The sequence below is a fragment of the Flavobacterium pisciphilum genome (assembly GCF_020905345.1).
Lineage (GTDB): Bacteria > Bacteroidota > Bacteroidia > Flavobacteriales > Flavobacteriaceae > Flavobacterium > Flavobacterium pisciphilum.
The window spans coordinates 5,167,181-5,188,702 of the sequence record NZ_JAJJMO010000001.1; the positions used below are offsets into that span (position 1 = coordinate 5,167,181).

Genomic DNA, 21,522 nt, shown 5'->3' on the forward strand with positions numbered 1-21,522 from the left:
TGTTTTTATAAAAAGACTATTGTTTTTGGTTTATTTTTTCTTGATTTCTTGGGCTATTTTAAGAATATCCCACCATTTTTTTTCTGAGCTTGGTTTTGGGTTGTCTAAGATAGTTTGTCCGTTAAAACCCAAAATATATTCATTAGATTCAAAATCAAATAAATGAATCTGATCGTTTTCTATATTAAATTCTGGTTTGCCTTCTGGGTTTACCCAGATATTTCTCCCTCCAAAATTCCATATTATTTCTCCACTTTTGGTTATTCTTTTAATATCTAGTTCTCCATGAATAATAAAATCATCTTGAACTTTATGTATCGAAAAATTAGTTATGAAGTCTATTTCTTTGCGCCATATTAAATTTAAACTTGGTATTTCGAGGCAATAGATTTTGTTGCAAACGCAAATCCAGATTTTGTCATCTTCGATTATAAATGATTTTTCAGTTATTGCAGTTGCACCACCACTTTCGCAAATTATTGCACTTGCTATTTCGGTATCTGACTCCTTAATAATAATACCGCATTTACTTGTTGGAGAAAACGCATCCTTGTCATTTTTTCCTTGAAAGAAAACAGTATCGTAAACTTTTAAATTATCAGCCGAATTTATCGTGTAATTGCTGTCGTTAAAGACTTCAATCTGATAATTTTTATAGTTAAGTTTTACCATTTATTATTTTCTTGCTAAGGTAGTTCATTACAAATTTAAATTCTTGATCTAAATTAATTAAAAGTTAATTCATTTGTGTAAAAAACCTATCTCTAATATATGATTAGGGATAGGTTTAGATATTTGAATTGATAAATGTTTTTTGCGAGCAAGGTTATTTATCGTCTTGCATCAGAGCATCTTCACTACCTGGTTCAATGTCTTTATTTCTCCAAAATGCTATATTGGCATCAATATTATTTTTGATGACTGAGAAGTTTTCTATGGGGTTATTGTTGAATAATATTGTTGCGTCTAGGTGTTTTTTGAATGATTCAAAAACCATCTCAACAACGGCTATTTTGTGTGTGGTATTTCTAAGGGTGTCATATTGTAAACGTATTCCATCAAAAGGACCTTTGTGATGAAAAACTTCATCGTTTTTTATTAAGGGGAATAGCCATAAAGTAACGTCATCACCTTCGTCATCTTGATTGCTAATTCCGAAATAGTCATCTATTTGTTCTATTTCAAGGTCTGCGAAATTCAAAAACATGTCATTTTTTGATGGAAAATTGGGATTGGAAAATCCTGTAATTTTAAAAAAATCTCCAAAAGATGGCTTCTCTTGATTAAACTTAAAATCGATACTTATGTATTCTTTGTCTTCCATTATTGATGTATTTTTTGAATTATTTTACTAAAATATAAATAAAACATTACAAAATATAAAATGAATTGTTAATTAATTTGTGTGCTTGAGGGATTTCTAGCTCTGATAGTAACAACATCATTTTCTAGCTTTTTTAGCTAGGAAAAGATATAGCGAATAGCAGGATTGGCTACTAAAAGGATTATTGTTCTTGTATGTTTACTTTTTTTAATATCCATGGTAGGGTAAGACCTTGTCCACTTTCGATGTATTCTGTTTGGATTCCGTTTTTAACTATCATATAATATTCTTTCGGGCTATAGCTTGTACTTGCAAATTTTCCATTTTTCATTATGGCACAATTTGGTTCTTTGTCAGGTTCAAGAAAAATATTTTCTTACTTAGGTAGTTCATTACAAATTTAAATTCTTGATCTAAATTAATAGAATTACTAATGTTAAATTTTGCATTTTAGTCTGCTAGATGTAAAACTCTAGCTGTAGGCAGTTTTTATTTAATCAGCAATATCTTCGTTGATGAAATTATATCCATTATCCATTACTTTTTTTAAGTATTCTTCAAAGCTGTCTGCTATTACACTAAATTCGTCTGGGTCATGTAAAAACCTCACTACTTGACCTTTTTTTCCTTTTTCGGATGGGCTAAAATCTATAAATAGTTTTGATGTCCCTCCATTATTTATGCAATCAGAAAAATGAAGCCATTTTAGCTCGCCGATTTTATTTGTTATTTTTTCATCAATCGCTACTTCATCATATTTTCTTTCTATGAAATCTGAATAATAGTTGATAGCGAGATTTTGATTTTCTATAATTTCTTTGGATGATAACAAATAATACGGGTATTCTTGAATATCAGAACCAAGAAAATAAAGAGTAATTTCCTCTCCTGCATATTCTCTCCAATAGGTTCCATCTACATATTCAAGCAGCATAATCAATGTGTCAGTGATATTAGGAAATACTTCTTTCAGTTTTTCAATATCTTCCTTACTTGCGCCGTGTTTAATTTTTTCAAAATGCTCCCAAGTCTCTTTCGCATTGTTGTCAAAATATGCCTTTTTTAGTCCTGCTATATATTTTTCTGCGTCCATTTTTTTATTTTTAATAAATATTCCTGTTCCTTCGTTTGGCGTTGCAGTCTTTATCTGTTTGGATGTAATACTCAGGCACTTGAAGAGGTTGGGTAATTTTGAATCCGAGTATTTACGTGATTAAAAGTTTAATCAAAGGTTGTTAATAGCAGTTTTTTTAGCCCTCAATTGACACTTCAGGGTCTATTTTAAACGAATTAGTTTTGGAGTCATACTCCACGGTTAAATATCCGCCAACTCGTCCGATATTATTAGATATAATTAGTGTCTTTGTTTTTAGGTTTACATTCTCGACATTGTCGTAAATAACAGTCATTACATTTCCTGTCTGTGTTTCTATTTTTGAAAAATTTAAAGTTTGAAAAACTGAATTATTGCTCTTTCTGATAATTTTTAATTTATCCATTTGTGCACGATCAACTTCTGGTTTTTTCGAATAAATCCCAACAAAGTAATAATCGGTTAATGAATTTGATTGTAGGATTTCAATATTGTTAAATGTATGTTTTTCAGATGTATCAGTGAGTTTTGAAATAAAGCTTAAATGTAATGGTAAAACCTTTTTAGTAGTTAGATTTGTCCAAGTTCCATTGCATTCTTTTTCTGAAAAGTTAAACTCAAAAACAGCAGTATTTTTGTTATTCTGAATTTCGTAAATAAATGCTTTATTATTTTTGAAGTCTATCTTTCCTTCAAGTTTTATGGGGTTGTTATGTTTGTCATATTTATAGACACCATTTATATTAAATGCTTTTTTTGCTTTTTCTCCAAAATATTCTTCTGTAATTTGGATAGAAAATGAAATTGGATATTTATCAATTGTTCCTTTATAATTATAACATTTGTACCATCCAGCATAAGTGTTAGTAGTACCGAAGATTAAGAGAACTATAATTTTTAATATTGTGCTTTTCATGATAGGTTTAGATGATTACTTGCGATGGTGTTTGGCAAGGTTTTGATGTTTTTTAAGTCAAGTATTTTGATTAAACGAAAATACGATTAAAAATATTAATTGAGTCAAGTTTTGATTTTTGCACTAATTCCTTGTCTTTTTTGTATCTAAGATGTTAATTGTTTTTTTAATAACACTTTGAAATATAAAGGTTTATTGAAAATGTCTAATTTTATGTTTCATGAAAAAAAGATACTATAAAAGGGTGGTGATTGTTCTAGCCCTGATAGGAGTGGCATCCTTTTTCTTGTTCCTTTAACAAGGAAAAGATAGAATGGATAGCAGGAACTAGCTCCTAGGAATGACACTTAAAGTACTGATATGCCACGAATGTCAGGTTTGTAAAATGTCATGTTGTCAGATTGTTTTTATTATGCCGACAGTAAAACTGACAATTTATATAGTTTTTTTGTATTGGCACAAAGATTGACTTAAGCACCATGAGTTGTTAAAATAAGTATACATCAAAATTAAATATATAAAAAAATGGGTAAAATAATCGGAATTGATTTAGGGACTACGAACTCTTGTGTTTCTGTAATGGAAGGTAACGAAGCAGTTGTTATTCCTAATGCAGAAGGAAAAAGAACTACACCATCTATCATCGCTTTTGTTGAAGGTGGAGAAATTAAAGTAGGAGATCCTGCAAAAAGACAAGCGGTAACGAATCCTACAAAAACGATTGCTTCTATTAAACGTTTTATGGGACACACTTTTGCTGAAACTACAAATGAAGCAAAAAGAGTATCATACAAAGTAGTAAAAGGTGACAACAATACTCCACGTGTGGATATTGATGGTCGTTTATATACTGCTCAAGAATTGTCTGCAATGACTCTTCAAAAAATGAAAAAAACTGCTGAAGACTATTTAGGTCAAACAGTAACTGAAGCAGTTATTACTGTTCCTGCTTACTTTAATGATGCACAACGTCAAGCTACAAAAGAAGCTGGTGAAATTGCAGGTCTTAAAGTTATGCGTATCATCAATGAGCCAACTGCAGCTGCACTTGCTTATGGATTAGATAAAAAAGGAACTGATCAAAAAATTGCTGTTTACGATTTAGGTGGAGGTACATTTGATATTTCTGTTCTTGAATTAGGAGACGGAGTTTTCGAAGTATTGTCTACAAACGGTGATACTCACTTAGGTGGAGATGACTTTGACCACGAAATTATTGACTGGTTAGCTGACGAATTCAAAGCTGAAGAAGGTATCGACTTACGTCTTGACCCAATGTCATTACAACGTTTGAAAGAAGCTGCTGAGAAAGCTAAGATTGAATTGTCTTCTGCTTCAGAAACTGAAATCAACTTACCATACGTTACAGCTACGGCTTCTGGACCAAAACACTTAGTGAAAAAATTGTCTAGAGCTCAATTCGAAAAATTAACTGATTCTTTAGTAAAACGTTCTATGGAGCCTGTTGCTAAAGCATTAAAAGATGCTGGTTTAACTACATCTGATATTGACGAAGTTATTCTTGTTGGAGGTTCTACTCGTATGCCAAGAATTGCTGAAGAAGTTGAAAAATTCTTCGGTAAAAAAGCATCTAAAGGAGTTAACCCTGATGAGGTTGTTGCAATTGGAGCAGCTATTCAAGGTGGTGTATTATCTGGAGATGTAAAAGATGTATTGTTACTTGACGTTACACCTTTATCTTTAGGTATCGAAACTATGGGTGGTGTATTGACTAAATTAATTGAGTCTAATACTACAATTCCAACTAAAAAATCACAAGTTTTCTCAACTGCTGCTGATTCTCAACCATCTGTTGAAATTCACGTATTGCAAGGTGAAAGAGCTATGGCTGCTGATAACAAAACTATCGGTCGTTTCCATTTAGATGGTATTCCACCAGCACCAAGAGGAGTTCCTCAAATCGAGGTTACTTTTGATATTGATGCAAATGGTATCATCAAAGTTTCTGCAACTGATAAAGGAACAGGAAAATCTCATGATATCCGTATCGAAGCTTCTTCTGGATTAACAGCTGAAGAAATCGAAAAAATGAAAAAAGATGCAGAAGCTAATGCTGATGCTGATAAAATAGCAAAAGAAAGAGCTGAGAAATTAAACGAAGCTGACAGCATGATTTTCCAAACTGAAACTCAATTGAAAGAGTTAGGAAGCAAATTAGCTGACGATCATAAAGTTGCTGTTGAGTACGCTTTAACTGAATTGAGAATGGCTCACCAATCTCAAGACATTCCAGCTATTCAAACTGCTCTTGACAACATTAATGCAGCTTGGAAAACAGCTACAGAAGCAATGTATGCTCAAGGAGAACAAGGTCAACAAGCAGCTCAACCACAAGGTGGAGAGCCTCAAGGAGACAATGTTGAAGACGTTGAATTCGAAGAAGTAAAATAATTCTTCTTTAACAATAATGAAAACCGAGTCAGAAATGACTCGGTTTTTTTTGCTTATTTCTAATGTTAATTGATACAACCCAACTGGTTTTTAAACCTAGTTGGGTTTTGTTTTTTAGTTATAAGTTTAAAAAAATTAGTGATTTCTATTCTTTTTCTTGAGGTTTTCTTGCTTGATGTGATTCTTTTATTTCTAATAATTAGAAATTTTACAAGATTTTTAATAAGTCTTACTCCTTTGTTTAGTAGGTGTTTATAAGAGATTTGTTTTTTTTGTTTCATTTATTTTCGAATATTAAAAACCAAATAGAAAGTTATAGCGTAAATGACATTATAAAACTTATAAATTAAATTATAACAATCTTAAAAACGTAATCATGAAAACTAAAAACATTTTAACAGCAGCAATTTTTGCATTAGTATTTGGAGCAACTTCTTTCGCTCAAAAATCAGTTATGGTTGGTGGAGCAGCAATGTACCCAAACAAAAATATTATTGAAAATGCAGTAAACTCAAAAGACCATACTACATTGGTAGCAGCAGTAAAAGCAGCTGGCTTAGTAGAAACTTTAGAAGGAAAAGGTCCATTTACTGTTTTTGCACCAACAAATGAGGCATTTAATAAATTGCCAAAAGGTACAGTTGAAACATTATTGAAACCTGAAAATATTAAAACGTTGCAAAATATCTTAACCTACCATGTTGTGGCAGGAAAAATGAATGCATCGGATGTTGCTAAAGCAATAAAAATGGGTGGTGGTAAAGCTACACTTAAAACAGTTAGCGGTGGAACTCTTACAGCTTGGATGAAAGGAAAAGATTTATACATAAGTGATGAGAGTGGAAACAAAGCAAAAGTTACAATTGCTGACGTAAACCAGTCTAATGGTGTAATTCATGTAATTGATACTGTATTGCTGCCAAAAAAATAATTGCAACTCGATTGTCCCAATAATCACAAAAAAGTCCTGTATGTTGTACAGGACTTTTTTGTGTTTTATAGGTAGTATATGTTATCCTAGAGCGCGTGCTGTAACAAAATAACGGTAGCCAATTATTGCCATTTGCCATTTCTTAGCCTTAGTTACATCAAGACCTTGCTTGGTAAAACTGGGTAAAATTAATTTATTTATCTGTGCTAGAATTTTGTACATAGGAGTAGGATTTTTTTCAAAGATATAAAAAAAGACTTTGTGGCATCACAAAGTCTTTTCATTGGGCTTTTAAATAAGTGATTAAATGCTATTTTAACAGTAGTTTATCTATTCTCTTTATCATGTCTTCGGCATTAGTGTTTTTAGGAGAAAGAGCTAATGATTTTTTGATTTTAATTTATTTTTCAAGCTTTAGTACTTGTTTGTTGTATTTTTCCATATCACGATTGAATTTTTTCATTTCTTTGTCAAATTCCTTCATACCTAGATCAAATTTTTTCATTTCAATGTCGAATTTGGCCATTTCTTTTTCATAAATCGCTTCACGTTTAGCCATTACAGCTTCGACTTCTTTTTCATAACTAGACATATCTGGTTGAAAGCTTTCCATCTTTTTGCTAAATTCAGCCATTTCTTTGTTGAATTTTTTCATTGCTTTCTCATCATTTACATTCAGTGGATGCATTGGTGCTTTTGGCATTTTTGATAAATCAACATTTGCAACCGGCATTGGACCATTAGGGAAGTTTGGAACATTGGGTGGTGTTGGTGGCGTTGGCGGTACAGGACGCTCTTCATCAATATTGTAATCCTCTTGATCAATTTGATTTTCTGTCATATCAACTGGTTGATGTATTTTTTCATCAATCTGTAAATTGACAGTTTTGCTACCGTCACTATTTTTTGTTACAACAACACCAAAAGGTTTTATTGCTTCATTACCATTAATTTGCATTATTTGTGATTTTCCATTTATCCTTTTTATGTCGACTTTTATTCCTATTAGTTCATGGTCAGAATTTCTTTTTACTTCTGAAAATGCAATTATTATCTCATGACTTTCTTTTAGTTTTTGAGTAATTTCATCTAGTTCTTTATCCGTTGTGTTCTTTTTAATATTGTAAATAAGAAAATTTTTCTGATCTGATTTTACATTTTCAACTGCTGCTGTTTTTGATTCTTTTTCTTGTGCAATTACTTTTACTTGAAATAAGAATACAAATGCCCCTAATAATGGAAGTATTAAAGCATACTTCCAGTAATTTTTCTTTTTTGATTGATTTTTGTTTAACATGACGATTCGTTTTTTGATTAATGATTGATAAAAATGATTGGTGATTGCAACACAATTTTCATGTGTTGTTATTTTTAAAAGTGTGTATTGATACGCCTTTTTATCGGCTATTTTTTTCAAGGCCTCAGCATCGGCAATGAATTCTAGATTTTGCAGGATAGCTTTTTTGTATAGCCAAATAATTGGATTGAACCAGAATACAATACAAAACATCCTTGCAATCAATACATCGGTGGTGTGATTTTGTTCGCTGTGAATTTTCTCATGCTCAAGAATGTTTTCTAGTTCAGTAGGGTTGTACAGTGATGAGTTGTACACAATGTAACTGAAGAAAGAAAATGGAGCAATGTTTTCTGAAATATCCACAAACTTAAAATCGGCTTGATTTTGAATGGTTTTTCCTTTAATAACTCTTTTTAAGCTATAAAAATCGAAAACAAATTTTAGTAATAACAAAGTGATGATTGAAACATATAATAGAACTAAACATAAATTTAAATGGGTGTCAAGCCAATTCTGTTCTACTGGAATTGTTTGAGTTGCATTTATTGGTGCAGTAAAATTTACTGGAGTAGCGCTAGTGGTGGAGGCAACCCAAATGATCTTAGTATAGACAACAAAAGGCAATACAATCGAAGTGATTAGTCCCGATAATAAAAACCATCTATTACTAGTAAAAAATGTTTCTTTTCGCAATAAAATGTGATACGCCAAATAAAATAGGGTGATTAATCCGCTAGTTTTAATAATATAAATGAAAATTGCCTCCATGAAATTATTGTTTTTTGTTTTCGATCATTTCCAGTATTTCACGTAGTTCGTTGGCTGAAATTTTTTCTTCTTTAGCAAAAAAGGAAACCATATTCTTATACGAACTATTAAAATAATTGTCAATTGCTGTATTCATAAAACGCTTGCTATACTCTTTTAAGGTTACAACAGGATAGTATTGATGTGTATTTCCAAAAGGAGTATGTGCCACAAAACCTTTGTCTTCCAAGTTTCTCACAATGGTCGATAGTGTGTTGTAATGCGGTTGATCCTCGGTGATTTCGGCTTGGATTTCCTTTACAAAAGCTTTGTTTAGCTTCCATAAAATATGCATTATCTCTTCTTCTTTATTGGTTAACTTTTGCATGATTTAAGTTTTTATTTTATAAGCAATTGAAGAAATTATTTTTTGGTTTCAATTTCAATTACACCATTTTGACCTTGACTACCATATTTAGCTATTGCGTCTGCACCCTTGTAGACACTCATTGATTTGATATTCTGTGCATCAAGATCGTCAAGGGAAATTTGGTCTGATTGTATTACTCCATCTACAATTATTAATTGTTCTGCATTTTTAGAGGCACCATCTTTTGGAGAAGTTACTTTGAAATTGGCTCCAGTTTTAGTATCTGTTATTTTGATTGTAGATCCTGTTTTGGTATCTGTATTCACCTGCGTAGTTATACTATTAGTTACAACAATATCTTTATCCCCTTTAGATTGAATGCTGATACTAACGGTTTTATTAGTATTGTTATTTGTAGTAGTAAAGCTTTTATTATCTTTTGATTCAGCTTTTGAATTCTCAGTAAATGATTCATTTTTTAAATCTTCCACCAGTTTAGCCTTATTAATATTATCGTCGGTGGTGAAAAGAATCTTTTTGGTGTTATCATCATAAGTTATTACAAGAATCCCACAGTTTTTGATAGCTTTATTTTCATTGATTAGAAACGTTTTTTCTAATTCAGTACCTTTTTTTAATTCTACTTTAATAGCAGTTAGTTGGTTTTGTGAGTCGCGATTTACATCAGAGAAAACTGCATCAATATTGTGTTTTTGCTTAATGGTTTCTGCTAGTACTTTTAGCTCCTGATCTGTTGTGTTTTTTTTGATTTTGTATACATCCATTGACGTAACTTTTTCTTTAGCAGCTTCTTTTGAAATTTCTTTTACTGGTTCTGTTTTTGATTCCTTTTCTTTTGCAATTACTTCTATTTGAAATAAAAGTACAAAAGCCACTAATGCTGGAATTACAACATAAAACTTCCAAGAATTTCTCTTTTTTGATTGATTTTTGTTTAACATAATGATTCGTTTTTTGATTAATGATTGATAAAAATGATTGGTGATTGCAACACAATTTTCATGTGTTGTTATTTTTAAAAGGGTGTATTGATATGCTTTTTTGTCTGATATTTTTTGAGCAGCTTCACTGTCTGCTATAAATTCAAGATTTTGTAGAATGGCTTTTTTGTATAGCCAAATAATTGGGTTGAACCAAAATAGTATGCAAAAGACTCTCGATATTAAAACGTCTACAGTATGATTTTGCTCACTATGTACTTTTTCATGTTCAATGATACTTTCTAGTTCCAAAGGGCTATACAGTGATGAGTTGTATACAATATAGTCAAAGTAAGAGAAAGGAGCAATGCTTTCTTTTGTATCTATAAATTTAAAGTCAGCTTGTTGTTGTGTTTTCTTGCCTTTTATTACTGAATTTAAACTATAGAAATCAATAGCAAATTTTATCAATAGAATTAGAAACCCTGTACTATAAATAGCTATTAGTGTAAGATTCCAATCAATTTGAAAAGGTATATCTGTATTGACCTGAGGAGTGAAAATTTGATAATTATCGTTATTTGAAGCCGAAGCAGGGGCAACCCAAACTGTTTTGGTGTAAATTATAAAGGGTAATACAATGGAAGTAATTAATCCAGATAGCAAAAACCATCTATTGCCATTAAAAAAAGTTTCTTTCCGCAATAAAATGTAATATGCCAAATAGAATAGGGTGATTAATCCACTAGTTTTAAGAATATAGATAAAAATTGCTTCCATAATTTATTATTTTTTGTTTTCGATCATATCTAATATTTCGCGTAATTCGTCTGCAGAAATTTTTTCTTCTTTAGCAAAAAAGGAGACCATATTTTTATACGAACTATTAAAATAATTGTCAATTGCTGTATTCATAAAACGCTTGCTATACTCTTTTAAAGTTACAACAGGGTAGTATTGATGTGTGTTTCCAAAAGGAGTATGTGCTACAAAACCTTTTTCTTCTAAGTTTCTCACAATGGTAGATAGCGTGTTGTAATGCGGTTGATCCTCAGTGATTTCAGCTTGGATTTCTTTTACGAAAGCTTTGTTTAGCTTCCATAAAATGTGCATTATCTCTTCTTCTTTATTGGTTAACTTTTGCATGTTTTCTAATTTTAAATCAAACTTACAACTAATTTTATAGTTACACAACTAAAAAAGCAGTTATTCAACTATTTTTTTAGTTAATGTATGGTTTAAAGAAGTATAGTTAGAAACGTATTTCTAGTTTAAAATATTGTTTTACAGGGTGTTAATTTGTTTTAGGAGCGATTCTAGGCTATTATAAAATGCTGTTTTCTTTTTGCAATTCTTTTCGAATCCAAAAACAAAAAGCTGTAGCGGTTAGTCCAATAGATCCCATTATGAACCAATTGGTTTGATATCCTAATTGAGTAATGAATTCAAAACCTACTTTAGAACTGACAATATGCGCCAAACTAAAGCTCATAGTGTATAAGGCCATATAGCGCCCTTCTTGGCCACGTGGTGCTCTGCTTAAGGCGAAAGCATTTGAGAATGGAAAAGTCAATATCTCGCCTAGAGAAACTACAATCATTGCAAATACAAGGATTCCAGCCCAAACATTAATTAGCAGCAAATAGAAACTCAAGCCCATCAATAGTGAGCCGTAAATAATTATTTTTATCTTTTGAAATGCTTTACGCTCCAAATAACTCACAATTGGCATCTCTAATGAAAATATTAAGAGACCATTCAAAGTCATTAAGAGTCCAGTTTGTAATTCGGTTAGACCAAATTGCTCATTGTGATATAATGGTAAAGTTGTGAAAAGCTGAAAGAAAATCATGGCAGTTGCAAAGCTCACAAATAAAAACATCCAAAATATCTTGTCTTTAAACACTGATTTTGGTTCGCATATTATGTCATGGCTACTATCATGAACTGGTTTTTTCTTTTCTTTTACTAATAAGGCAAAAATTGAGATTGAAACAATACATGAAGCTCCATCAACCCAAAATAATCCTTGATAGCCAATTCCCATAATAATTAGACCTCCTAATGCAGGACCGGCTGCAAAACCTAGATTTACTGCAAGTCGTACTAATGTTAAGGCTCGGGTTCTATTTTCGGGTTTGGCATAAGCACCAAGAGAAACAAACATTGCAGGACGAAACATATCGGCTACAGCCATAATACAAAACATACCGACGCATAATGTCCAGAAAGATGTTAGGTATTGTAAAAAGAAAAGGGAAACACCACTAGTAAAGAGACTAAAGACCATTATTTTGTAAAAGCCTATTTTGTCTGATAGTTTACCACCAAGCCAAGAACCAAGCATAGAGCCTAATCCAAAAGAAACCATAATCCACCCAACTTGGTTGTACGTAAACTGAAGATCTTCTTTTAAGTACTTAGATAAAAAAGGAAGTACCATTGTTCCGGCACGATTAATAAACGTAACAAGTGTTAGTATCCAAATCTCTCTAGAAAATCCTCTGAAATTGTTAATGTAACGTTGAAAGGCAGTTATAAACATTATAAATGGGTTATATGTGCAAAGTTATAAAACTTTGTAACTTTCAGTCTTTGTTGCTTTGTTACTTTTAAACTATTTTTGCTAAAATTTATAAGATGAAAAAACTAATTCTACTTTTGATACTTTTAGCATTTAATTTTGGGGTTGCTCAAGAAAAATTAAATAGTGCTGCTGCCGAAAATTTTCAAAAGACTATTAATGGTGAATATGCTGATGTGAAAACGAGTCCACTATTAGCCGAAGACTTAAAAACATTCAAGACATTAGATTTTTATCCAATAAATGAGAAATATTCAGTTGTAGCTAAATTTGTGAAAGCTAAAAATGAAAAAGCTTTTGAGATGAAAACATCAACAGATAGAAAGCCAATGTATATAAAATATGGTACGATTTATTTCACTATTGATGGTGTTGACTCCCAATTAAACGTATACAAAAATATTGATCTTTCTAAAAAAGCTGAATATAAAGACCATCTGTTTCTTCCTTTTTCAGATTTAACTTCTGGTAAAGAGACCTATATAGGAGGGAGATATATTGATTTAAAAATTCCAAAAGGAAATACTATAGCTGTTGATTTTAATCAGGCGTATAATCCGTATTGTGCTTATAATCATAAATATTCATGCCCAATTGTACCTTTGGAGAATGATTTGAATGTGGCTATTCATGCAGGAGTTAAAAAGTTTCATGATTAATGGAATTTTTTAATTTCCATACACATAAATCTATAAATCATCCAGATATTTTGGATTTGGTCAATCAATACCCTAATGATTTTGATGAAGGTATTGCTTATTACTCCATAGGAATTCATCCGTGGTATATTGTTAAGGATCGAATTGAAGCTGATTTGGAGATTATAGATCAAAAACTAGCAACCGAAAATTGTCTAGCTATTGGTGAATGTGGTTTGGATAAACGAACTGAAGTTCCGTTTGAACTGCAAGTAGCTGTTTTTGAAAAACAATTACTTCTTGCTCAAAAGCATCAAAAACCTGTTGTCATACATTGTGTAGCAGCATTTCAGGAAGTAATTGCTTTAAAGAAGAAATTGACGATTACTGTTCCTATGATTATTCATGGGTTTTCAAAAAATGAACAAGTAGCCAAACAGCTTTTGGATAATGGATTCTATATTTCTTTTGGAAAATATTTAATCAAGAATCCACATTTAGAAACTGTCTTTAAAAGCATTCCTGATAATCGATTTTTTCTAGAAACCGATACTATTGATGAAAACATAGAAACAGTATATGCTTTGGCAGCAAAATACAAAAACATAACAATTGATGAATTAAAACAGTTAATCTGGAGTAATTTTAAAATTGTATTTAATAAATAAAAAGAACTAATAAAAAACAAAATATATGGCAGAGTGGACTGAAAGAGCCGAATTATTATTTAAAAAAGAGGGATTAGATAATCTTAAAAATTCACACGTTCTTGTTGTTGGATTAGGTGGAGTGGGATCATTTGCAGCAGAGTTTTTAGCCAGAGCAGGAGTAGGAACGATGACTATTGTAGATGGAGATGTAGTAGATATTACCAATATAAACAGACAATTGCCAGCTTTACACTCAACTGTAGGGCAACCTAAAGTTACTATTGTAGGTGACCGTTTAATGGATATTAATCCTGAATTAAAATTAATCAGAGTTCAGGAGTTTCTTTCACCTGAGCGTGCTTTCGAGATAGTTACTGAGGAATTTGATTATGTTTTGGATTGCATTGATAGTGTTACTCCAAAACTAAACTTGATTATTGCTGCCAAACGCAAGCGTGTAAAAATTATTAGCAGTATGGGAGCTGGTGGAAAAATGGAAGCTTCGAAAGTAAAAGTTACTGATATTTCGAATACAGTAAATTGTTATTTTGCTAAAACAATTCGCAGAAGATTAAAAGAAGCTAAAATTGATAAATTGAAAGTGGTTTTTTCTTCTGAGATTCAAGATGAAGCAAGTTTGAAAATGACTGACGGATCTAATTTTAAGAAATCATTTTACGGTACCAATAGCTATATGCCAGGATTATTTGGTTTATATGCTGCCGAAACCGTGATTCGTTATTTGCTTAAGAAGTAGTTTTTTAGTCTCAGTATTCAGTCTCGGTTTACAGTGGCAGTATCCAGTGACAGTTTACAGTTTCGGTAAGCATTTTGAAAAAAAACATTGAATTTCTGTTATTTAAAGCCCACATAACTTAGAATCTTAGTACCTTAAAAATAAAAAAATGATTAAAACAGTAATTTTTGATATGGACGGTGTAATTGTAGATACAGAACCCGTACATTCTTATGCTTACCACAAACAATTTTTGGAATTAAATATAGAAGTGTCTGATGAAGTTTATACTTCGTTCACAGGATTTTCTACACGTAATACATTTCAAGCTTTAAAGAATATTTTTCCATCGATAGAGCAAGGAGTTGAAGATTTGATTCAGAGAAAAAGAACTATTTTTAATGATGCTTTCGATACCAAAGAAGATTTGTATTTATTAGAAGGTGTTGAGGATTTAATTAAGGATTTGTATGCTAATGGTATACAATTGATTCTAGCTTCATCAGCTTCAAAAGTGACTATTGAGCGTGTTTTTACCCGTTTTAATTTGCATCAATATTTTACTGATACCGTAAGTGGCGAAGACTTTCCTCAATCTAAGCCAAATCCAGCGATTTTTTTACATGCAGCATCATTGTCTAAAGCGCCAAAAGAAAACTGTATTATCATTGAAGATAGTACAAATGGTGTAAAAGCTGCAAAAGCAGCAGGAATATATTGTGTAGGATATAATAGCGAACATTCTAAAATGCAGGACTTATCAGATGCTGATATCGTTATTAATCATTTTAATGAATTAAATTTTGAAAAAATAGTACAAATAAAGTCTTCTATTAGGTAATTATTAACATTTCGAATTGATCGAATTCGTAATTTTGGGAAAACAAAAAAACTATAAATAATGAAAAAAGTACTTATTGCCTTAGCAATTGTTATTGCTCCATTTGTAGCAGAAGCACAAATAAAAACACCTCAAGCGAGTCCGAAAGCAGTTGTAAACCAGATTGTTGGTTTAACAGATGTAGAAGTTACTTACTCAAGACCAGGCGCTAGAGGTAGAGCAGTCTTTGGAAATTTGGTTCCGTTTGGTAAATTATGGAGAACGGGTGCAAACGAAAATTCAGTAATATCATTTAGTGATGATGTTGTAATTGATGGAAAAACATTGAAAAAAGGAAAATATGCTATCTTCACTGTTCCAAGAATTGAAAGTTGGGATGTTATTTTCTATTCAAAAACGGATAACTGGGGATTGCCAGAAAATTGGAGTGATGCTGATGTAGCTTTAAAAACTACTGTAAAAGAAGATGCTCTAAACAAAGCAGTTGAAACATTCACAATTGGAATTAATAATCTAGACGCTAATTCAGGAACTATTGATATTGCTTGGGAAAATTCTTCAGCATCAGTTAAATTTGAAGTTCCTACAGATAAAATTGCTTCAGAAAGTATCAAAAGAGTATTGGCTGGACCATCATCAAATGATTATTTTGCAGCAGCACAATATACTTTCCAAGCTAAAGGGGGAGATATTGCTAAAGCAAGAGAGTATGTTGACAAAGCAATTGAGTTAAGTGCAGATAAGCCTTTCTATTTCTACAGACTTAAATCTTTAATCCAAGCTAAACAAGGAGACAAAAAAGGAGCTATTGAAACTGCTAAAGTTTCACTTGCTGCTTCAGAAGCTGCTAAAAATCAGGATTACGTAAAAATGAATAAAGACAGTATTTCTGAATGGAGTAAATAATAATTTATTCTATTTATAAAAAATCCCATTTTGAAAATATTTCAAAATGGGATTTTTTTATGTCTTGTTCAGAATTTACCATATTTTAATAGCACTCAAATAAATCCAGAGTATAAAAAAGACTTGCAAAGGAACTCTGAACCATAAATAGGATGTTCCGTTTCCGTTGAATGTTCCTTTTTGGTAATCAATATGATTTATTGCTGCATAAATATTTGCTGGAAGCAAAAAAATAAAGAATACAATTAAAGCCCATGCTGAGTACACTTTAAAATCAGGCATTAAAAGGCCAATTCCAAGTATAATTTCTAATATACCTGTTACATATACTAATTCTGTTTTAAATGGCACAAATGGGGGTATCATCATTGACATGCCTTTTGTAAAGGCAAAATGTGCAATTGCTGTAAAGAAAAGCATAATGCACATTGATATTCTTGCAGCAAATAATAAGTCATATTGATGGGTTACCAGCTTTATAATAATAATTGACAGTATAAAAGTTGAAAGTAAAACGAATAGTGGTTTCATTTTTTATATTCTATTGGTTCGAGATTAATTAAAAGCGCTAATTTATTGATTAATTGCTAGTTATGTGTAAACGGTTTTTTTTATTTTGCTAAAATTTCTTTAGTAGTTTTTAAATAAATTGTGTCTAATTTATTACCTGAGCATTTATACATTTTTGTGTCATTAATTTCATCATTATGTTTGAAATATACTACTGTTCCTTTTTCTCCTGAATTTATCATTAATTTAAATTTACCATCATTATTTGTTATACCAATGCGATCATTACTACTGTGTATTGGATCAATCATCTCCATAACTCCAAATTCAATATTAGCTATAGGTTTGTTTTCAAAGTACACAATACCTTCAATAAAGCAATTGGGCTCTTTCTTTCCTGTACACCCAAAAAAACACGCAATAAAAATAAATATTAAATATTTCATATAATTTTAGTTAACCAAATAAGTCCCAAAATATCACTTTCTGCTGTAACAGTCCTATTTCGATTACCTGTTCCATCATTGTAATATTTCATTAAATCAATTTTGCCTGAGGGTAAATTCTCACCTTTAGATTTTTCCAAATAATCAATGTAAAGATATTTTTTAATAAATGATTCTTTTTCTAGTGGTTTGGTATTTTGAAGAAAATAATAAGAATTCCTCTTATAAAAGGTTATTCAAGTTCTCATACTTGTTAAAGAATATACACGTTACTTTATTTTTAACGTCCAACTTGTTTGTTTGGATTCTATATCATTTCTGTTTGTATATTTTGATTTCTCTATACTATTAAAAAAATCTTCTTTATTATATGTCTTTGCAACGTTTCCTGCAGTATCTATAATTCTTATACTGAATTTTTGAGGGAATTTTATACTAGTATCTTTAAAAAGTATTGGAGTTTGACTACCTATACTTTTTAATTTATCCAGATAAATTGTATCTATTTTGTTGTATTGTAGATTTATATTAGACTTAATATTTTCCTTTTCGGTATATTTAAAGTCTAATATTATACGGATAGGTTCATTTTTATCATTAATAAAATAAATGGACTTTATAGGTAACCCAAATCCTTTATCTTCTAATTTAGGTTTTCTTCCATTTTCCCAAATTGTACTCATTAAAAATAAAAAAATAATGTAAAATGCTACAAGAGATATCAAACAAAATAAAAGCTTTAGCATTAAATTTTGTTTGCTTTTAAAAATTTTAATTGTTAAAATTATGAATCCAACAGCTAACAACAATATGAAAAAATCTTTCATTACGTTACTTTAATTTTAGTTAACCATAGCAATCCAAAAACATAATTTTCTGCGGCAACAACCTCATTATAATTATTTTTTATTTTGATCTTTTCATAAATATTGAGTCTTTTTTATACAAATCATTTGAATTACCATATACTTCAATAGTATCTGTTAAATAATTTTGTTTTTTTAAAAGAATTAAATTTGCCAAATTATGAGATTCCATTCCTAAACTTAGTTTGGTTTGTTTGCTTACTTCAAAATACCCCTTTATCGAAGACATAGCTACAACTACATGCTCTCCATCTAATAATTGTATCACTTCTACATTTCCAATTGGAGTTTTGGAAATGGAGTCATATACATAACATTTCATTTCTACTCTTTGTGTATCCTTGGTACATGATACTAATAATACTAGTACTAATAATAAGAGGTTATTTTTTTTCATTTTTAGTTAGCTATAGCAATTCAAGAGCTTCTTTTTCTGTGGCAACAACATACCTATCTATAAAGAAGGAGGAGAAGATGACGCATAATAAGGGGGACAATTATGAAATTTTAAGTTATGACTATCGGGTTTTATAAATTGTTATTGTATCAATTTTGTACGTTCATCCACTGCCATTCTTATAGTATCAAATTCTGTTCTTAAAAAAAGAAAATGAGAACTAGGAGGATGGTAACTATTTATCTTTATTATAACAATACTATCCTTGTACCCATTTTTTATAAAAACTAAATTAGATTCATCATCAATATTTTCCTTTTTTTTCAATTTAAAGAAGCCTTTTTCATCAGTTAATACATAATTATTACTTGATTTTCCATCAATGACTTTAACTCCAACCAAAGGCTTTTTTTCCTCATTAAAAACATAACCTTCAAAATAATTTTTTAAAGGTTCTTTTACAATAAATATATTTATTGCTAAAAGAATAAGTAGAATAAAGAACACTCCTAGTGTAGAAATAAAAGAGTACAGAATGCGGGATTTTTTTTTCTTTGTTCTATCAAAAATTATAAAGATTAATAATGTAATGATTAGAATGCTTACTATTATGAATATAGTAAAATTAAAATTATCAACTAGATACAGAATTTGTCTTAAATTATATTTTTCATTTAAATCAGGATTAATTTTAATTAAGACACAAAAGAAAGTACTTAATATGAAAAATAATATATAACACGTCTTATTTCTTTTTGCATATGCGAAAAGGAATAAAGCAATAAGTAATAAAAAAATTAATGTCATTTTATTTCAATTTTCGTTAACCAAATAAGTCCCAAAACATCGTCTTCTGTAGCAACAACTCTGTCATAATCATATCTATGCGGGTCATTGTTATAATATTTCATTAAATCAATTTCTCCTATTTTAGGATATTTTTTGCCTCCTTTTGAGATAGGTAATACATCCGAATAATCCGAACTTCCTTTATGTTGATATGAATGATCGGTACTTCCTCCAGATTTTTCAGCAATTGCCTTAAGTATTGAGTGTCCCAATTCATGTGCTGAAGTAAATGAAAATTCTTTATCTTCTATCGGAGTGTTTTTATTGTTACCATAATAAAAAAAAGTTTCATCAATATATCGCCAATCCGCATCATTTCTTAATAATTCAGTTTGAATTTTTAAATTATAATCTTGATAACCAGCGTTGTAGTATATGGTTTCATTTAAAGGGACATAAGGTATATATTCTAAAATATTTGCAATCACTGATTTTATTGTACTTGCATCTCCCGAATTATTAGATCTCCCCCAATAAAGATTTGTACTATATTTCAAGTCAATATCATCCATTGATTTATTAATAGTATTTAATGCCTTAATAAAAACTTCATATTGTTCTGAATTTATAGAAACATTATTTCCAATAGTTCTTTCGTGATTTCTAGACCAATGTTCTTCTAATCCTTTCAGAGCTAATTGTTCTAATTCTTTAAATGATCGAGTTCTCTGTTTGATAATAGGCTTTCCAATTTTTGTTAAAACAGATTTTGGTATTTTTTCCCAGACGTATCTTTCTCTAAACATGGGAATTCTTGGATCATCAAATTCGCTTCTATACTTTTCTTTTTCAAATCCTTCATCACCACCATCCTTTAAATCTACCCTCAAAGTCACATCAATACGTTTGGTTTTTTTGTCAATCTTAACATCTGTCCATTCTATTTGACTGTATTTTGTAGAGAAATCTACAACAATACTTTTTACGATGCCATCTTTTCTCGCTGTAATTTTGGCTTTTAGATTTTTGCTATTAAATCGAGTACTATCATAAATTTCATCATTATCAAAGCCATCCCAACTTAAAATATAACTTCCCATAACCGTATAATCATTAGGCTCAAGATCAGGGCTACCTATTGGTTTTATTGCTGATATCATTGGGATATTTGAAACCTTATTAGTCTTTTTACTTTTATTCTGAATAATTACAGGTTTCAGGTAATTATATGCATATAGTTGGTCTCCACTTTCGTCAATTATCTCAAAATGAAGATCATCTATGTTTGATTTTTCAAGTTTATATTTAAATCTAAAGAATGGATTCTCTATTTTATCTTTAAAATCTAATATTCCAAAAGGGACTACTGTTTTTTCAGTTTTGTCTAAGGTAAACTTGATATCAAAATCTAGTATAGGACTCAGCACTGGAGCCCCAATAGTATCAATTTTTTCGATTACGTTACGTTGTGCTGAATCTGTAATTTTAATAGGAACACCTCCATATTCGCATTTTATGGTACTTTTTAGGAGTAATGGAAATTTGTCCTGAAAATATACGGTTCCCACATCTTTCCAGTCGGCAAGTTTCATTACTGAGGCACAAGGACTGGCACTCTGAGGGCTTTTTTTGCAATTGCCTTTAAAGATTACACTCTTTTTATCTTTCTCAACGATTGTTGCTGTTCGCTTGTCTTGTGTACTTGGAGTATCATAATTTACTTTTAAATCACCTTCCGGAACGGTACATAAGTCACATTTAAGTTTGGCTCCATCAATGACAAATTTTAATCCATCCTCAGCATCTTCTTTTTCTTCACGTTGTTTTCGTTTTAAAGTATTATCTGGTTTTGCCATTAAAGTGTTGTTTTATAATATAAAGCAGTTGATTGTTTTTTATCTCTGTTTTCAAAACACCTCGCCTAATATCGGGTTATGTTTATCATTCAAAAAAATCATCAAACCAACTTATATTTCTACTTAATCGTTTAAGTTATTTTTTAGGATTTATTAGTAATGCATAAAAGGTTAAATGTATTTTAAGCAAGTAAGATAAATCGTGTGTTTCAAGCAAATATAACTTTTTTATTATGCGAAACGATAGTTTTATGGATTAAATTCCTACA

The 21,522-nt window shown here is 30.5% G+C and carries 24 protein-coding genes; 7 read left to right on the forward strand and 17 right to left on the reverse strand.

Annotation, left to right across the window (positions count from 1 at the left end; translation table 11 throughout):
• Positions 1-30 precede the first annotated feature (30 nt).
• The 5 genes from LNQ49_RS22065 to LNQ49_RS22085 all read right to left on the reverse strand — a co-directional run bounded on the left by LNQ49_RS22065 (position 31) and on the right by LNQ49_RS22085 (position 3,333).
• Positions 31-672, reverse strand: a complete 642-nt coding sequence (locus LNQ49_RS22065; protein ID WP_229991100.1) for a hypothetical protein — start codon at positions 670-672, stop codon at positions 31-33.
• Between the two features lie 154 nt (positions 673-826).
• Positions 827-1,324, reverse strand: coding sequence for a hypothetical protein (locus LNQ49_RS22070; RefSeq protein WP_229991101.1), 498 nt, complete (start codon positions 1,322-1,324; stop codon positions 827-829).
• Between the two features lie 181 nt (positions 1,325-1,505).
• Positions 1,506-1,655, reverse strand: a complete 150-nt coding sequence (locus tag LNQ49_RS22075; protein WP_229991102.1) for a hypothetical protein — start codon at positions 1,653-1,655, stop codon at positions 1,506-1,508.
• Positions 1,656-1,817: 162 nt separating this feature from the next.
• Complete coding sequence (locus LNQ49_RS22080) at positions 1,818-2,417, reverse strand: SMI1/KNR4 family protein (RefSeq protein WP_229991103.1); 600 nt, start codon at positions 2,415-2,417, stop codon at positions 1,818-1,820.
• 157 nt (positions 2,418-2,574) lie between these two features.
• Positions 2,575-3,333: a hypothetical protein gene (locus tag LNQ49_RS22085; protein WP_229991104.1), complete on the reverse strand. Its 759-nt coding sequence runs from the start codon at positions 3,331-3,333 to the stop codon at positions 2,575-2,577.
• Positions 3,334-3,858: 525 nt separating this feature from the next.
• Between LNQ49_RS22085 and dnaK the strand changes: the two genes are divergently transcribed.
• Entirely contained in the window at positions 3,859-5,745 is a 1,887-nt protein-coding gene (gene dnaK, locus LNQ49_RS22090; RefSeq protein WP_229991105.1) for a molecular chaperone DnaK, read from the forward strand.
• 376 nt (positions 5,746-6,121) lie between these two features.
• A complete protein-coding gene (locus tag LNQ49_RS22095) occupies positions 6,122-6,676 on the forward strand; it encodes a fasciclin domain-containing protein (protein WP_229991106.1) in 555 nt (184 codons plus the stop codon).
• 81 nt (positions 6,677-6,757) lie between these two features.
• Here LNQ49_RS22095 and LNQ49_RS22100 read toward each other — a convergent pair whose 3' ends face one another.
• From LNQ49_RS22100 to LNQ49_RS22125, 6 genes are all read right to left on the reverse strand, one after another.
• Entirely contained in the window at positions 6,758-6,898 is a 141-nt protein-coding gene (locus tag LNQ49_RS22100) for an SsrA-binding protein (RefSeq protein WP_229991107.1), read from the reverse strand.
• A 178-nt stretch (positions 6,899-7,076) separates the two neighbouring features.
• Positions 7,077-8,744, reverse strand: a complete 1,668-nt coding sequence (locus LNQ49_RS22105) for a M56 family metallopeptidase (protein ID WP_229991108.1) — start codon at positions 8,742-8,744, stop codon at positions 7,077-7,079.
• Between the two features lie 4 nt (positions 8,745-8,748).
• Complete coding sequence (locus LNQ49_RS22110; RefSeq protein WP_229991109.1) at positions 8,749-9,111, reverse strand: BlaI/MecI/CopY family transcriptional regulator; 363 nt, start codon at positions 9,109-9,111, stop codon at positions 8,749-8,751.
• Positions 9,112-9,146: 35 nt separating this feature from the next.
• On the reverse strand, positions 9,147-10,814 hold the full coding sequence (locus LNQ49_RS22115; RefSeq protein ID WP_229991110.1) for a M56 family metallopeptidase: 1,668 nt from the start codon (positions 10,812-10,814) through the stop codon (positions 9,147-9,149).
• A 6-nt stretch (positions 10,815-10,820) separates the two neighbouring features.
• Complete coding sequence (locus tag LNQ49_RS22120; protein ID WP_129538193.1) at positions 10,821-11,180, reverse strand: BlaI/MecI/CopY family transcriptional regulator; 360 nt, start codon at positions 11,178-11,180, stop codon at positions 10,821-10,823.
• Between the two features lie 178 nt (positions 11,181-11,358).
• Positions 11,359-12,579 (reverse strand): MDR family MFS transporter, encoded by a 1,221-nt coding sequence (locus tag LNQ49_RS22125; RefSeq protein ID WP_229991111.1) that lies wholly within the window; start codon positions 12,577-12,579, stop codon positions 11,359-11,361.
• Positions 12,580-12,674: 95 nt separating this feature from the next.
• Between LNQ49_RS22125 and LNQ49_RS22130 the strand changes: the two genes are divergently transcribed.
• From LNQ49_RS22130 to LNQ49_RS22150, 5 genes are all read left to right on the forward strand, one after another.
• Positions 12,675-13,277: a DUF1684 domain-containing protein gene (locus tag LNQ49_RS22130; RefSeq protein WP_229991112.1), complete on the forward strand. Its 603-nt coding sequence runs from the start codon at positions 12,675-12,677 to the stop codon at positions 13,275-13,277.
• Positions 13,277-13,924 carry a TatD family hydrolase gene (locus tag LNQ49_RS22135; RefSeq protein WP_229991113.1) on the forward strand — a complete coding sequence of 216 codons (648 nt, stop codon included), beginning with the start codon at positions 13,277-13,279 and terminating at the stop codon, positions 13,922-13,924. Before LNQ49_RS22130 ends, LNQ49_RS22135 begins: the two co-directional genes overlap by 1 nt.
• Positions 13,925-13,949: 25 nt before the next feature.
• Positions 13,950-14,663, forward strand: a complete 714-nt coding sequence (locus LNQ49_RS22140) for a tRNA threonylcarbamoyladenosine dehydratase (RefSeq protein ID WP_229991114.1) — start codon at positions 13,950-13,952, stop codon at positions 14,661-14,663.
• Positions 14,664-14,811: 148 nt separating this feature from the next.
• Positions 14,812-15,483: an HAD family hydrolase gene (locus LNQ49_RS22145; RefSeq protein WP_229991115.1), complete on the forward strand. Its 672-nt coding sequence runs from the start codon at positions 14,812-14,814 to the stop codon at positions 15,481-15,483.
• Positions 15,484-15,543: 60 nt separating this feature from the next.
• On the forward strand, positions 15,544-16,389 hold the full coding sequence (locus LNQ49_RS22150) for a DUF2911 domain-containing protein (protein WP_229991116.1): 846 nt from the start codon (positions 15,544-15,546) through the stop codon (positions 16,387-16,389).
• Between the two features lie 75 nt (positions 16,390-16,464).
• Here LNQ49_RS22150 and LNQ49_RS22155 read toward each other — a convergent pair whose 3' ends face one another.
• The 6 genes from LNQ49_RS22155 to LNQ49_RS22180 all read right to left on the reverse strand — a co-directional run bounded on the left by LNQ49_RS22155 (position 16,465) and on the right by LNQ49_RS22180 (position 21,253).
• Positions 16,465-16,920 (reverse strand): DoxX family protein, encoded by a 456-nt coding sequence (locus LNQ49_RS22155; RefSeq protein WP_229991117.1) that lies wholly within the window; start codon positions 16,918-16,920, stop codon positions 16,465-16,467.
• 80 nt (positions 16,921-17,000) lie between these two features.
• The gene (locus LNQ49_RS22160; RefSeq protein WP_229991118.1) at positions 17,001-17,345 is read right to left on the reverse strand and encodes a hypothetical protein; all 345 of its coding nucleotides are present in this window, start codon (positions 17,343-17,345) and stop codon (positions 17,001-17,003) included.
• 269 nt (positions 17,346-17,614) lie between these two features.
• Positions 17,615-18,172 carry a hypothetical protein gene (locus LNQ49_RS22165; protein WP_229991119.1) on the reverse strand — a complete coding sequence of 186 codons (558 nt, stop codon included), beginning with the start codon at positions 18,170-18,172 and terminating at the stop codon, positions 17,615-17,617.
• A gap of 79 nt (positions 18,173-18,251) precedes the next feature.
• Complete coding sequence (locus tag LNQ49_RS22170) at positions 18,252-18,608, reverse strand: hypothetical protein (protein ID WP_229991120.1); 357 nt, start codon at positions 18,606-18,608, stop codon at positions 18,252-18,254.
• Between the two features lie 141 nt (positions 18,609-18,749).
• Positions 18,750-19,415, reverse strand: a complete 666-nt coding sequence (locus LNQ49_RS22175; RefSeq protein ID WP_229991121.1) for a hypothetical protein — start codon at positions 19,413-19,415, stop codon at positions 18,750-18,752.
• The gene (locus LNQ49_RS22180) at positions 19,412-21,253 is read right to left on the reverse strand and encodes a DUF4280 domain-containing protein (RefSeq protein ID WP_229991122.1); all 1,842 of its coding nucleotides are present in this window, start codon (positions 21,251-21,253) and stop codon (positions 19,412-19,414) included. The genes LNQ49_RS22175 and LNQ49_RS22180 overlap by 4 nt, the downstream gene beginning before the upstream one ends.
• Positions 21,254-21,522: the final 269 nt, after the last annotated feature.